At 46.2% G+C, this 14,524-nt stretch carries 9 protein-coding genes and 1 pseudogene; 2 read left to right on the top strand and 8 right to left on the bottom strand.

The annotated features are described in order from the left end of the window. Positions 1-123: 123 nt before the first annotated feature. Both QFZ77_RS13125 and QFZ77_RS13120 read right to left on the bottom strand, forming a co-directional pair. A complete protein-coding gene (locus tag QFZ77_RS13125) occupies positions 124-939 on the bottom strand; it encodes a hypothetical protein (RefSeq protein WP_307440110.1) in 816 nt (271 codons plus the stop codon). Then, a complete protein-coding gene (locus QFZ77_RS13120; protein WP_307440107.1) occupies positions 939-1,955 on the bottom strand; it encodes a hypothetical protein in 1,017 nt (338 codons plus the stop codon). The genes QFZ77_RS13125 and QFZ77_RS13120 overlap by 1 nt, the downstream gene beginning before the upstream one ends. A 205-nt stretch (positions 1,956-2,160) precedes the next feature. Between QFZ77_RS13120 and QFZ77_RS13115 the strand changes: the two genes are divergently transcribed. After that, a complete protein-coding gene (locus QFZ77_RS13115; RefSeq protein ID WP_307440106.1) occupies positions 2,161-2,958 on the top strand; it encodes an HAD family hydrolase in 798 nt (265 codons plus the stop codon). A gap of 104 nt (positions 2,959-3,062) precedes the next feature. Here the strand turns inward: QFZ77_RS13115 and QFZ77_RS13110 are convergent, their stop codons facing one another. The 3 genes from QFZ77_RS13110 to QFZ77_RS13100 form a co-directional block, all read right to left on the bottom strand. Continuing rightward, entirely contained in the window at positions 3,063-3,818 is a 756-nt protein-coding gene (locus QFZ77_RS13110) for a DUF975 family protein (protein ID WP_307440104.1), read from the bottom strand. Positions 3,819-3,910: 92 nt separating this feature from the next. After that, positions 3,911-5,485 carry a phytoene desaturase family protein gene (locus QFZ77_RS13105; RefSeq protein WP_307440102.1) on the bottom strand — a complete coding sequence of 525 codons (1,575 nt, stop codon included), beginning with the start codon at positions 5,483-5,485 and terminating at the stop codon, positions 3,911-3,913. A 388-nt stretch (positions 5,486-5,873) separates the two neighbouring features. Beyond that, positions 5,874-6,647, bottom strand: coding sequence for a phytanoyl-CoA dioxygenase family protein (locus QFZ77_RS13100; protein ID WP_307440099.1), 774 nt, complete (start codon positions 6,645-6,647; stop codon positions 5,874-5,876). Positions 6,648-6,786: 139 nt separating this feature from the next. Between QFZ77_RS13100 and QFZ77_RS13095 the strand changes: the two genes are divergently transcribed. After that, positions 6,787-7,674, top strand: coding sequence for an AraC family transcriptional regulator (locus tag QFZ77_RS13095; RefSeq protein WP_307440096.1), 888 nt, complete (start codon positions 6,787-6,789; stop codon positions 7,672-7,674). Positions 7,675-7,956: 282 nt separating this feature from the next. Here the strand turns inward: QFZ77_RS13095 and QFZ77_RS37785 are convergent, their stop codons facing one another. From QFZ77_RS37785 to QFZ77_RS13085, 3 genes and pseudogenes are all read right to left on the bottom strand, one after another. Then, complete coding sequence (locus QFZ77_RS37785; protein WP_373462738.1) at positions 7,957-8,196, bottom strand: glycosyl hydrolase family 95 catalytic domain-containing protein; 240 nt, start codon at positions 8,194-8,196, stop codon at positions 7,957-7,959. A gap of 78 nt (positions 8,197-8,274) precedes the next feature. Then, positions 8,275-8,565: pseudogene (locus QFZ77_RS37780) on the bottom strand (glycoside hydrolase N-terminal domain-containing protein); the annotation flags it as partial. Positions 8,566-8,601: 36 nt separating this feature from the next. Further along, positions 8,602-14,502: a GH92 family glycosyl hydrolase gene (locus tag QFZ77_RS13085; RefSeq protein WP_307440094.1), complete on the bottom strand. Its 5,901-nt coding sequence runs from the start codon at positions 14,500-14,502 to the stop codon at positions 8,602-8,604. Positions 14,503-14,524: the final 22 nt, after the last annotated feature.

Here is a 14,524-nt window from a genome sequence, read left to right as displayed (position 1 = left end):
AAAAGAGACCCACAGCAACGGGCCGCGGGTCTTAAAGTATATATATTTTAAAGGGGGTCGAGTTCTATTATAAGCCTGTTTCATTAAGCCCAGATGAATAACACATTTCTTTTTGATTACAAATTATACTTTTATGATAAAAGGGACAATGAACACTTCATTATGATGCTGAAATTGACCCCAGATTTTGTAGATGCCACTTTTGGGAAAGTGGATAGTGAACGCTGCATCAGGTCCAGAAGCTTTCGAATCATTCGGATGCACATGGACGAACTCCTTGGCATCTGAACTTATAGCCACCACATGACCTAGACTGCCTAGATAAGGCTGCAAATCAGTTACAGGCTCTTTCGTTACAGCATTTCTAATGATAAAGTTCATTTTTAAATCCATACCAGCCATCAAATGGTCGAAGGAAAGATTTACTTCTTTGTCGCCGACTCTTTTCGTAAGATTCGTATCAGGTAGAAGCTTTTCTTCTTTTTTTTGCTGCCCGTTAATCGTTACCCAGTGCGTTTGAATCGTCTCACCCATGCCTTGCGGCGTGAAGTCGGCGATCAGCTGATAGTGGCCACCTGCCGGGAACTTTGTCTTGATTTCAAATCGACCTTCACCGACGTATTCGGGATGAAGATGGTCAAAATAGGTAAGATCTTTACTGACAACGATCAGGTGCAGCAGCTTTTCATGCATGATGTCGAATTTATCAATCGGTTTATTCCATTTATTTTGGATGAGAATCGTCACAGTTGCATCCTCATTAGGCAAATATTGCTTTGACGCGACTGAAAAATGAGCAATCGCGTCATTTTGGTGGACATGTGTTGAAGGAGAAGAAGTCGCAATCGGCATCCCCATCATGTCATGTTTTGTGGGTTGCGTAGCGCAAGCCGTTAAAAGGAGTATCATACCTATATGGATAATTACCGTTTTTTTCATCATTTTCTTCTTTGCACAATTGGAGCCGCGAGAATGCTTAACCCCAGTGAACAGAGCCCACAGATGAACATCGTTCCTCCCCAAAGCTCCGGCGCCCAATCCAATGTATGATAAATGCTCAAATCTGCAAAATATAAGCCCCAGATTAAAACAGGAATAACAAAGAAAACAACCTTATATCGCCAATCGCTCGCTTCCCTCTGTTTAATAGACCTAAACATCAAATCAGCAGCAATCCCGCTAATCAGTAGAATCACAATAGATCCGTAATGAGTAAAGCCATCAAGTATCGCCATAAGCACCGCCTGGAAAACAAAGAAATAAGTGGCGGTACCGAATGGGATCTTCCATCTCCTTAAAATCAGCATGACTGGTAGGACTAACAGCATCGTTGTAATCAGGAAATCCACGACGGCTCTTGCGACCGCATCTTCTTCCCTCGCCATCCATAGATTTTGACGGAATGACCAAGCATACATGAGAAAGAAGGCCATGACAGCAAAAGTTAATGCAACCGAGGTCAAAGCAGGTAGCAATAGGCGAAAAGCAGGTGATACCTCATCTTCAACGTGACTAATCGCACGGTACGGACTTGTCAGGATCATAAGTGCACCTGTCAATAAGATCAAATGGGTGGGGCTCAGAAGAGCATCGATATTCTTCTCAATTCCAAACACCGTATGCCAATACATATCACCAAGACCGCCTAAGAAAAAGACAATCACCCCTGCCACGCCAAGCTTGTAACCTGTCGGGATTGCCTGCACCCAAGTTGCATGATTGGCCCTAGATTTGTTCTGATAAGTCAAATAGAAAATCCACACCGCACATGCCAGATACCCCGAATACAAAATGGCATGCCAAGGCGTAAAAAAAGTTTCAACCGCACCGTGGTTATGAGCAAAGCCATCAATAAACAAACCAATGATAAGCCACATCCCCATCAACATCGTGATCGTATGCTTGAAATTACCGATATTCGTTTTCGATTGCGGCATTGGTACCAGGACTGACAAACCCATCATCTCCTCAAATTTGTCTCTATACATATATTATATGTCATAGCTAATGACATAGACAGAATAATGGATATGACATCCAACAAGGCTTGTTTTAGTTGTTTGTTTACAATTATTTAAATGATTTCCCCTTACTTTACGATTGACTTCCTTTTATTTATGGAGCAAATTAAATATAGGGCATAGGGGAGGTTTATTGGCAATGAAACGTATCAAAGCGATTATTTTTGATTTAGACAATACGTTACTGTGGGATGAAAAAAGTATTAATGAAGCCTTTCAGGTAACCTGCCAAGCAGCCTCTGAGTCAGCCAACGTTGATCCTAAAGCACTTGAAAGTGCAGTACGTGAATCATCTGAGCACCTATTTCGTACAATGGCCTGTTATGAATTTGCCAAAATGATTGAGGTTACTCACTTAGAAGCACTCTGGGGACGCTTCGATTCGAAAGAGCATCCATCCTTTCTGGAGCTGGAACAGTTTGCCCCTATCTATCAAAAGAACTCATGGACACAAGGCTTACTCAACTTAGGCATCGATGATCCCTTATTAGGTGAGAAGCTTGCCAAGCGATTTGCTCGTGAGCGAAGAGAGCGTCCCTTGGTTTATGAGACAACGTTCGAGGTCTTGAATGCTTTGCATCACAATTATCAATTACTGCTAATGACGAATGGCGCTCCAGACTTGCAGCAGGAAAAAGTAGACAGCATTCCTGCTTTAGCAGCTTACTTTGATCATATTCTTATATCCGGCTCCTTCGGCAAAGGGAAACCTGATCCATCTATTTTTGAGCATGCTTTGAATCTGCTTGGTACCACTGTGGAAGAAACCATCATGGTTGGCGATAATTTAGATACGGATATTAGAGGGGCGTTAGGGGTTGGCATGCGGAATGTTTGGATCAATCATCATAACCGCACGGCGCCGATTCACAATCGCCCAAGTTATGAGATCGCTACATTACCTGAATTGCTGGGTGTTTTGAAGGGTGATATTTAGTTTGTTTGCACAATATCCAATGGAATCTGCTTAATAAAAATAAAAGAGCCTATCGATTTCATCGACAGGCTCCATTTTGCTATTTCCCTCACAAGTATCCCTGTTTAGACATAAGGCAAATTCAACTCCGCGCTGCTGCTTATCCCATCATGCAACGCCTGTTGTCGAATGACCAAGTAAAGCTCCGCTTTGGTTGAGTTATAGTAAGGCAGTACGAATAAAACGCCTATTCCCAGCGCCAAAGTTCCTAGAATAAACCAACCAATAAAGGAAAGATCCAACACAAACATTTTCCACTTCTGCCCGCGTGTCATTTGATTGCTTAGATCAACAGCTCGCTTCATCCCAATCCCAGGATTGTCCGCCAAAATAAAAGGCGTCATGCTGTATGCATACGACTTCACGATACCTGGAATAATGAGCAGTAAAAACCATAAAAAATTAAGTAGGCCGCTCCAAAACATACCTTTAACAATAGCTAGGTAATTGCCTTTCGTAAACGAATAAACGAGATAGTTCATGTTTACATCATCTTGTGCAGCCTGTTTAAAATATTGCTGTACGCTCACTTTTAGCGGAGACACAACGAAGATATTAAAAGCTAACGCCACGAGTCCAATCACGACTGCCAAGAAAGCAAAGATAAGGATAATAGCAAGACCCGCTCCGTCGGAGATATCGCCCATTCCGCCACTAAACCCAGGAAGACTCATCGAAGTACTTCCACCCGAATTAAATGAGCAGCTTGATACCCCGCCACTAACTACGGCCAATACCAAACTAACCAGAAAAGCTTTCCAATACGATGTCCGCAGAACATTTTTAGCTCTGATTTTTAAATCTCTACGCGTCCAATACAAGCTATCTCCCCCTATGCTTACTTTATTTACCACCTATCGTACCGCAGAAACTAGAATAGCGGAATACCTACAGGAGACTTAGCCTTTTATCTTTATTTCAGCAGCTTTTGGGCGACTATATAACCCGATCCTCCATTGATCCCGTGCCCTGGCCAGGTGGCCGCACCCAACATATACAAGTTCGGAATTTCCGTTTGATGGCTCGGCTGCCCCGGTAGTGGCCGAAACAGGTAACTTTGCGCCAAATCATGTGCACCGCCATATGGATCACCTGGACCGGAATTAGGATTGAATCTGGCAATCGTGTCTGGCGTGACAACGGCATGGCCAATAATGGCACTCGGGATATTAGGGATATGCTTTCCTACAATCGTAAGTACTCGATCAGTGAAACGCTCTGTAAGCTCCGGCGTCCAACTGCCATCACCGACATCGATAAGACCAGCCGCATCGCCGCGAGGACGGCAAGGTACTTCGAGCACCTGAATACGCATGATAGCCTTTCCTTCAGGCGCGCGAGACGGATCCAGATTCGTGGAACAATCCACAGTGAAAGTTGGCTTTGCTGGAAGCAAATCCGCCATTCCTTGTGCAATGGCCTGGGTGAATCCATCGAGCCCATCCGTTAAATGCGGCTGACCGACCTTGGCAAAGCGAGCATCTGGCCATTGCGGCGGTTCACTCAGAGAAAGATGGATCTGTACACAGCCCCTACCATAGCGGAACCGCTTCGCTTGTTCGAGCAGCGGAGGACTAATCTCAGCATCAGCCAAAAGTGAGAGATATAGCCGATCTGGACTTGTTGACGCAACGACTGCTTGCTTCGCCCGATACTCCTCTCCCTTCGAAGTCCGTACACCAACGGCGCGTCCGTTTTTCACTACAATTCGCTCCGCTTCCTGTTCCGTGAGGATGATACCACCTTGGTCCTGAATAAGCTGGGCCAGTGCTTGGGCAAGCTTTTCGCTTCCACCTTCGGGAATTGGCATTCCTCCTCCCATTAATGCCATTGCAGTGAGAGGCACCCAAATCCCGCTGCCGACTTCATCAGGCGTACGCCCAAGATGAGATACCCACGGCGCCAACATAGCTCGGAGTACAGGTGATTGAAAGGAACTTACGGTATTACGTGCGGTCGAGAAGATCGATACCGCAAATTCGGAGTATCCTTTACTTCCCTTATTATGTAATAGTTTCTCGATGATCGTTGAGGCTTTGGAGCGTGATAGATCCAAATTAAATAAAGCAAAAACATCCGCTGCATAAGGATTAAATGCCTCGAACATGGCCGCTAAAGCAGCTCCATCGCCAGGAGCAAGCCGTTCGGCCTCTGCAATTAACGCCTCGAACGATCGCGAGAATACAGCCGTTTGCCCGTCCTCCATGGAGACTCCAGTTGGCAGATCCGTGTTTAAATAGCGTAACCCGCGAGCCTCTAGAGCTTCACCAAGATCGGCATAAGCCGGACCTGTCAATAGCAGAGGATGTGCCGCAGCATAGACATCATGCTTGAACCCCGGTAAAGTAAGCTCCTCCGTACGAAGGAATCCTCCTGGGCGATCATTTTTCTCCAGAACGAGTACGCTCCTTCCAGCACGTGTTAAATAGGCAGCCGTAATTAAAGCATTGTGGCCACTCCCAATAAGGATGACATCAAACGTTTTCAACTCCCATTCCCTCCTCACAGTGACTTCCATCATGGATAATACTACCCTAATGGCTGTGAGAGGTTTGCCTCTTCTTGTCGACAGATCCAATCCTATTTAAATTCGTCATTTTAATAGGTTATAATAGACTTATCTTAAAATAAGAGGGACAGATATGACGGATTCACAACGTATTAACTGCATGAAATGCCAACATTTCTACATTACATGGGATGCCAATTTCCCAAGAGGCTGCAAAGCATACAGCTTCAAAACACAGACAATGCCCAGTCTTAGTGTACTTTCATCTTCTGGCAAGCCCTGTATGAACTTTGAACCAAAAACAGATTCCAAACAGAAGCAATGAGAAAAAAAGAGGCCACCCTAGGGCGCCTTCTACTTCCTTCTATTAGATGATTTTATAATCAGGTTTCACCTTTGTGAAATTCGGATTCTTCCCGCTAACCATAAGACCCATGCCCCAGTCAAAATGTGTATTTTCGGTCGGAAAATCACTGGCGTCGCGGTATTGGAACAATACATTCCTTCTTGTTCTAGAGCTCTTATTCGACTCTGAGCCGTGAATTGTCAAGTAATTGAAGAACAGAACATCACCCGCTTCAGCCACGCAAGGCGTCCCCTCTTTAATCGGATATTCCTTATGATTCAAATAATAAGAGCCAACATGTGGCAAAGAGCCGGAGCGATGCGAACCTGGAATGACACGCAGGCAACCGTTCTCCTCATCGGCATGATCCAGATGCACACTTGCAGCTAGCATGGTGTGCTTTTCGTGCGGAAAATAAGGATAGTCTTGATGCATCGGGAAAGCTGCGCCATTCTCTGGCGGTTTAACAAGCATTTTGGAATGATGCAGCTGCACGTTAGGACCAATAATCTGCGTCAGCACAGCAGCCATATTTGGATGAATCACTGCTCGCATAAATGCGGCATCGTGATAATGAACATCATGAAAACCTTTTAAGACGAGCTTTTTCAGCTCCTCTGCCGGAAGAAAGTCCCCCTGCCATGCTGAATTATGATCAGCCTTTGATTGTGCAGCACGGCTAATGATCCCCTCTACGCCTTGTCTCATTTCTTCTACTTCCTGTTGATTGAAAACTCCCTTAACCAGTAAATACCCATTTTCTTTATAAAAATCTACATCTTTTTGTTCGATCACAGGCCATTCCTCCATTTATCCAGTTGTTATTTAATCGCTTTCTTACTTATAATTATAGGAAAGTGAATGGATTCTGTCTTTTTCTCCAAAGGACACTTTTTTGCAGAATAAGGACATTTCAATATAAAGGATGAAGCCTATGTATCTATGTAAAGAAACCGATTCTATGCTTAATGAAGTCCTGAACGTCATTCATGGACCCGCTGCTTGCTTCAAAATTCAATATTGGGGAGTTAACCCTTGCCTGTTTGACAATCAGCCCCATAAGCATTCTTTCTTTGAGGTTTGCTTTATCATTGATGGTGAGGGTGAGTATACGGAAAAAGGGGTTCTCTACCCACTCAAGGCAGGTACACACTTTTGTTCGAGACCTGGAATTAATCATCAAATCCGTACGAAAGAGGGTTTATTTATCGTTTTTGTCGCATTCGAATTAGATGAATCACAAAGCGACGACACCATGCGTGAAGCCTTCAGCGATTTAGCTGAGCATGCCGAGGTTTGCATTCATGAAGCCGATCATCACCCTACTGCCCACTTGTGGAAGTCACTCTTGATTCGAGAAGGGAAGGGGAGCTTGCCGCCTGCTGCGATTCCCTCGCTTGCCTACACACTTCTAGTATCCTTTCTTTCGTTATTCGGAAAAGACATGACTAAACCTTACTTTCACCGTAAAAATACACATATTCTGCTGCAGCGCGCCAAGCTTTATATCCGTGATAACTTATCCCAGCCGCTTCATCTTGGACATGTTGCTGGTTATCTCAACGTCTCAGAACGTCATCTATCACGCTTGTTCTCTGAGGGCATACACGAGACTTTTACCGACTTCATTCGAAGCGAACGCATACGCCAAGCGGCCCACTTGCTTCTGACAAGCGAGCTTTCAATTAAAGTAAATTGCCGAAGTGACCGGCTTTTCTTCTGTCCATTATTTTTCTCGTACCTTTATGGAAGAGAAGAAGGTACCACCAGGCAAGTTCCGACAGCAGGAAAAGAATCGTTTGTAAGTTTTTACTCACAATAACACTCCTCCCCTGTGAATTGTAACTTGTTTTGTCGTTTTTTTGCCCTTATTTTAGTGATATTGCAACTTGTTTTTGGCGCCTTCTGTATTATGTTTTGTCGTTTCGCATAGTTATTGTAAGATGAATTGTCGCAAAACTATGTTTTTCTACACAAAAAAACACGATACCAAATTGGCACGTGTTTAAATTTTCAACAACTATGCACCTAAGATAGCAAGAAATGATTTTTACATAATTTGCGCGAACTTAATAGATTTTCTGAATTATCAATTACTAGATACTTACAATTTGATTCCTTGGAGGTTGGCCGGCAAGCTGCCGGACCTGCTGCTCGCGATCAGCAAATATCGGCCGAACTGGAAATACAATTCAACCAACCCCGGGTCGTCATCCCCCCGCTTCACCAGTTCCAATCTCTCAGGCGTTGAAAGGGCTGACTTCTCCTTCCTGTGCTCATCCCGCAATTGAAGCATAACCCGCTGGAGCAACTTCCGATGATCGGCCGTATGACGGGCTAACAATTCCGAATAGGGAACTTGCGATACGGCGTCCAACAAGTCCAGGCAGGCCTGCTCGGCATCGGGATATCGAAACGTTGTAGCAATCGAGACCCTAAATTCAACGGTTCCGGCACCTTTTACGACGATATGCTCACCGACGGTTCTTATCGTCCCTGTCTCCGAAACAGCTCTAACCATGACGGCATAGTCGGTTCCGCCCGTTCCGTAACAGCTGTTTCGCATCACGAGTCCGGTGTCCCCTCGCTTGCCCGTATAGTCAACATATTTCCCCTTCTTTCGGTCGAAACGGGCACGCAGTCTCATTCCTGCCGGGCAATCAGTCTCGAACCGGAAGACAAGCACATGGTCCGGGTAACTGACGAACGCCTCTCGCCGATAACGATGCTATCCTCCCGACGCAAAGCTTTAACCAAGAATCTTGTTTGCTATGAGCGCAAGGTCGACGATATCGATCACGCCATCGTTATTCAGATCCGCTTTCTTGTACAAGTTCCAATTCGTATCGCCGGATGTTTTGCCATAGTAGGCGGCCATTATTCCCAAGTCACCGATACTGACCTTATCGTCGCCGTTAACATCTCCTGGAATACGTGTATTCACGGAGGCACGGAAGCCTTCCAAGGCCGTATTCAATACAGTCACCGTCTGATCGACTTGCGATTGCGTAACCGCAGTATCGCCAGCAATTTGGCTAGTCGTTTGAATAGCAGCTAGCAGAATCGCTTTGGAGCCAGCTGGATATTGACCGATGCCAGTGCCTTCTACTGCAGCGTCATGCGCCGATTGCGCTTGTGCGATCAAAGCGTTAAGCGCCTTTTTGTCCACCGTGTTGATGATGGAGTTCTTGAACGTTAGCAGCGCTGTATTCAGCTGAACGCCTGCCGAGTCAACTTCATTCTGCGTGGCTTGCGTGCTGTCAGCTACGGCTTTAGCAGCATTGATAGCCGTTTGCAGCGCTGCTTTCGAACCTGCCGGATACTGGCCGTATTTGCTGCCTTCAACTGCCGTATCATGGAAAGCTTGTGCTTCGGCAATCAAGCTGTTGAGCGCCGTTTTATCTACGCTTGAAAAACGTATCGTTTTCGAAGCGCCCGGCAATTCCGCCTCCACACCTTCTCCGTCCGCCACAACAACATGGTGAACGGCTATGGTGCCGGTTGCTCCAAGCTCAGCTGCTTTAGCTTGAAAATGAAGCTTCAACAAGGCTCCATTCGGATTCGAAGCGCTCGGTCCTACATGAACCGCAAGAATTCGGATTTGGCCTGGCGTTGCCTTTTTATCCACAATAACAAAGTCGTTATCTTTCAAGGATTCCTCGGATTGCCAGTCAAATTTGTCGGCATCATACGTAACGGTGATATCCTGGCCATATACACTTTGAGTCACACTACCCAGTCCATAGATCAAATCAAAGGTTTGGCCCGCCACAACAGTCGAGCTTCCTGATACTACTGCACCAGGCTCGCTTTGAGCGTGTTCGATCGAGATATCATCGAAAAGTCCGCGTGAATATCCAGTTTTCCCTGTACCGTTGAAGGAAATGAGGATTTTATCCACCCTTTTCCCAGCTGCCACTGCTCCGATGTTGGATGAAACGAAATTCCATTGATCGGCAATCAGCTTACCGCCATTTCCTTGAGCCAGTGGATTGAGGCCGATGCCATTCTGATCGGTGGCACCCAAATTGTGCAAATAAGTGCCGTCAGTGAAGAGCAGGTCAACCGCATAATGTTGGCTCGTTGTTCTTACATTGCCGGGAAGCACAGTTGCGGCACTGCCTTCCGGATAGATCCAGTATGAAAGCACGGTGGAAGGCTTGATGTCGAACTCAGCATCAAACATCTGACTGTATGCATAGTTCTCAGCCGCATTCGTCGCATTGCCTGAATACAGAATCGCCGTTGAGCTGCTATTGCGGCCTGGTGTGCCGGCCTTCGTTTCCATGCCTCCGATACCACAGCAGAATTCACTGATGTTCTTGGAATCAATTGTATGGTTTTCCCAAGTCGGCATAACATCACCTGGTTCCAGTCCCGTCTTGAAATCAATGCCGGCGCCATAATGCAGATCTGCTGCAGTGATCGCAAGCACTGTAATGTTTATTGTTTTCGTTGCATGTGCGCTTCCTCTTTGCACCGTTGCCGTCAACGTTAGGCTCTCGTTCGGCTGTCCTAAATCCGGGCGTTTCAAAATTTTCCCTTCCTTACTCACGACTGACGGTTTGGAGCTTTCCCAAGTAATTGTCGTACCGTACTCGATGTTTTCGTTAGGCAGGCTCAACTTTTTGGTGACTGCGCTCGTGTCGCCCAAATCCAGGCTTTGCAGGGTTTCCGCTACGGCGACTTCATCGCTTGCAGCAGGTACCGGGTAGCCAAGGAACTCGATTTCAGCGAACGAAGTGGTAGCAGCGCCGGAGTTTGCGCTAACCTCTAAACGGTAATAAGCGTATTTATCCGGATGCTGTATCGTAAATGGACGAGTAAATGAACGCGAAGCAAAGGTTTCGTTCGTTCTTTCATCCAATACGCTCCAGTTTTGTCCGTCATTCGAGCCATTCAGCGTCCAGCTTTTTGCATCTCCTTCGGTATTGCCGGAAGTGAGCGTATACATCTTAGCCAGCTTTTTCGAGCCGATGAATTGATATTGAATCCATGGCGTTTGACTGTTGAACGTAACACGGGTAGAAGAATTATTGTCGAACAGATTGCCAATTGTGGAGCTGTTTGCACTATCCGCTACTTTGGCAAATCCTTGAGAAACCATTTTATCCGTCATATCTTTTAGCGGAGTTGGAACGACCGAGCCTTGAGTAATGGAGGCAGGCACGTCGTTTTCGCCGCTTCCCCATGCGGATGGTGCCGGCCCCATGTCAAAATCCAGCGTTGCGCCGGCTGCAAGGACTGCATGCGGCAGAGATGTTTTCAAATACGCATCGCCATTCACCTTCAAGCTTTGAACGTATTTGTTAGATTTGCTATTATTCGGTGCGTTGATAACGAGTTTACTGCCGTTTTCGAGATTGATCGTCGCTTTTTTGAATAATGGTGCGCCGATCGCATATTCCGGGCTTCCCATTTTGAGCGGATAGAAGCCTAAGGATCCGAAAATGTACCACGCGGACATTTCACCGTTATCTTCATCGCCCGCATAGCCTTGGCCGATCTCGCTGCCCAGATACAGACGGTCAAGCGCTTCGCGAACCTTTTCCTGTGTTTTCCACGGCTTTCCAGCGTAATCATACATGTAAATAATGTGATGCGACGGCTGATTACTGTGTCCATACTGTCCCATTCTTACATCTCTGGCTTCTGTCATCTCGTGAATCACACCGCCATATGAACCCGCATTATCCGTGGAAGCAGGCTCCGGTATGCTGAAGAATTGATCCAGCTTTTCGGCCAGCTTCTCTCTTCCGCCATACAAATTAGCCAAACCTTGGCCGTCTTGCGGTGCGTGGAAAGCCATATTCCAAGCATTCGTTTCCGTGTAATCATTACCCCAATCTCTAGGGTCGAAATCTTCAGGTGTTGAACGCCAAGCTCCGCTTGCAGTCCTTCCGTTAAAAAATTTCAAATTCGGGTTAAACATATTGACATAATTTTGCGCCCGGTTGATGTAATATTGTTGATCGTCCTTGTAGTGCGTGTTGTATGGATCTCTTGAGTCGTTTTTCTTAGCCAACGCATCAGCCAGATTCGCGATGCCGTAATCGTTGATATATCCATCCATCGCCCACGCCAGTCCTTCTCCAGTACCTGTGTTGGTATATCCATCGAACACGGAAGTGGACATTCCTTTTCTTCCGACATTCGAATTAGGCGGTGTGACGGCTGCGTCTTTCAACGCAGATTGATAGAAGCTTTGAACGTCGAAGTTCGTGACACCCTTCAGGTAAGCATCTGCAAAAGCCACATTCGCGCTAGTTCCTACCATCAAATCGGCATAGCCTGGCGAAGACCATCTGGAGATCCAACCTCCATCCCGATAATGCTGAACGAATCCATCGATAAATTCTCCGGCTTTCGTAGGCGACAATAAACTGTATGCTGGCCAAGCTGTTCGATACGTATCCCAGAAACCATTATTAGCATAAATTTTACCGTCTGCAATTTTAGTGCATGTATTCGTTGCCGTACTCGTCGAACAGGTTGTAACAGGTGTTTGATCGGCATGTTTGTATACCGGCGCTTCCTTGGTGCCGACATTTTCAAACGCTGAGTTTGGATAAAGAAATAAGCGGTACATGTTCGAGTACAAGGTAACTAGCTGGTCTTCTGTAGCACCTTCCACTTGAATAACACCCATTTGCTGATCCCACTGCGTTTGTGCCCTCTCTTTGATCGTTTCGATCGTATCCGCAGGGTTGATTTCAAGTTCCAGGTTTCTCTTCGCTTGATCTAAGCTGATCAGAGAAGTAGCGATCTTCATCGTCACTACTTTATCGGTCGTAGTATCGAATTTGTAGTAAGCCTGCACATTCGTTCCACCGCCGCCGCTGCCAGTAAGCTTGCCGCTTGCAGTGACCGGTTTATCGAAAGTCGCATAGATGAAGATGCGTGTTGCGCCCGTGGAAAGCCCGCTTTTTTGATCCGAATAGCCTGAGATGGTTTGGTTGGCAGCATCGAGTGTAATCCCACCGCTATTGCTCTGATTATCAAAAATCAGGTTAGACGAATTTCCTGCAAACGTGAATCGGAACATGGCGGCATGATCTGTTGGCGTGAATTCCGTTTTGAGACCATTTTCAAAGGTGACACCGTAATAGTGGGGTTTCGCGATCTCATTTGCATGCTTGAACGGTAGTGCCCGTGTTGTACGGCTGATACTTGGAGTTCCTGCTATGTCGGAAGGCATGATATGGAATGTTTGGCGGTCGCCCATCCAAGGGCTCGGCTCATGGCTTAAAGCAAAAGCCTGTATCGTCGGGAGGTTATTCGCGTTATTACCTTGGTTGTAGTTATAAGCCCAGTCCGAGCCTGCATTTGTTTTCGGTATCCAAAAATTAAAACCATGAGGTACGGCAACGGCAGGGATCGTATTCCCTCTGGAAAAAGAACCGTTTGATTGCGTGCCCCTCAGGATGTTTGCATATTCTGAAAGCCGGCTGTACGTTTTAGGAACGGGATTACCTTCGATTTTCAAATCGTCGATAGTTCCTTTAAATCCTGCTTCAGCTGCGGCCGTAGGGTTATCGTAAGACATGAGGATGCGCTTAATGGTTTTACCTGCTGCAACTGTGCCAATACTCGTTTTTTTGAAATTCCATTGGTTGTTATACAGCGTTTTGGAATTTCCTTGATCCTGAGGGTTCAGCTTAACGCCGTGCTGGTCGACTGCGCCGAGATCATGCAAATACGTGCCGTCTGAGAATGCAAGATCAACCGCTGCATAGGTACTGGCGTAATCCATCTTCGCTGTGTCCGTAAACTCGGGAGCAATATAATAAGACAACTCGGTATTTGGCGTCACGAGAATATCAACATCATAAACCTTATTGTAGGAGTATGCTCTACCGTCAACCTTGTGGATACCTGAATAGATGAATCCTTTTAACCCGGTCCAGCCTACATTTGACTTCGCGTTATAAAGCCCTGAAGGACCTTTGGAAACATTCGACTTCATTTCCGATGGAGGTGGCGGCGGGAGCACAATGCCATTGGAAAGTTGGAACTCTGCCAATTGGATAATGGAATCACCGCTGTTTGCGGTAATGTTAAAGCGATAGTATAAGTAAGGGGTTTCATTTACGAAGTCATATTCATGGGTCTGAAAACGCTCACTGAACGATTGGTTCGTTCTCGTATCCAGCGTCGTCCAGGTGCTGCCGTCACTGGAGCCTTCAAGCGTCCAGTTTTTAGGGTCCCTCCCTGGAGCATCGTTGGCAGAGGTTAAGGCATACTTTACGACCGCAGTTGGTTCGGAAAGCTTGAATCTTAACCAGCTTGTCGACTCAAAATCCAGCCATTTGGAATTCGAGTTTGCGTCAATCAGATTGATGGGCACTTCACCGGCACCGGCGTTTTCTCCTTTTGCCGTCACTTCAACGACTTTATTTGTAATGCTGCCTGGTATCCCGGTAAAGGGAGTATTTCCGTCGATACCCGACATCAGACGGTTTCCATCTGCGTCTGTTTCAACGGTATTCTCCCAGGTCACACTGGGATCACTTGCCTCAAATGACGAGAAAAAATCAGCTGCTTTACCAGCTGCTGACGCCCTTTGATTTGAAGGAATGTAAAAAGCCCCTGTTAGAATCGTAAAGCTTGTTGCGATTGCCAGAAACTTCCTAGCTTTCCGGTTACTCATTCCAGAAAACCTCCTATTTGTT

Origin of the sequence: Paenibacillus sp. V4I3, from assembly GCF_030817215.1 — a bacterium.
Lineage (GTDB): Bacteria > Bacillota > Bacilli > Paenibacillales > NBRC-103111 > Paenibacillus_E.
Note: the sequence above shows the minus strand (reverse complement) of the source record. Positions and strands in the feature narration are given on the sequence as shown.

Bases quoted from the DNA above. Each gene is read 5' to 3' on its own strand.
- QFZ77_RS13125 (WP_307440110.1), bottom strand. From the start codon at position 939: ATGAAAAAAACGGTAATTATCCATATAGGTATGATACTCCTTTTAACG.
- QFZ77_RS13115 (WP_307440106.1), top strand. From the start codon at position 2,161: ATGAAACGTATCAAAGCGATTATTTTTGATTTAGACAATACGTTACTG.
- QFZ77_RS13095 (WP_307440096.1), top strand. From the start codon at position 6,787: ATGTATCTATGTAAAGAAACCGATTCTATGCTTAATGAAGTCCTGAAC.
- QFZ77_RS13085 (WP_307440094.1), bottom strand. From the start codon at position 14,502: ATGAGTAACCGGAAAGCTAGGAAGTTTCTGGCAATCGCAACAAGCTTT.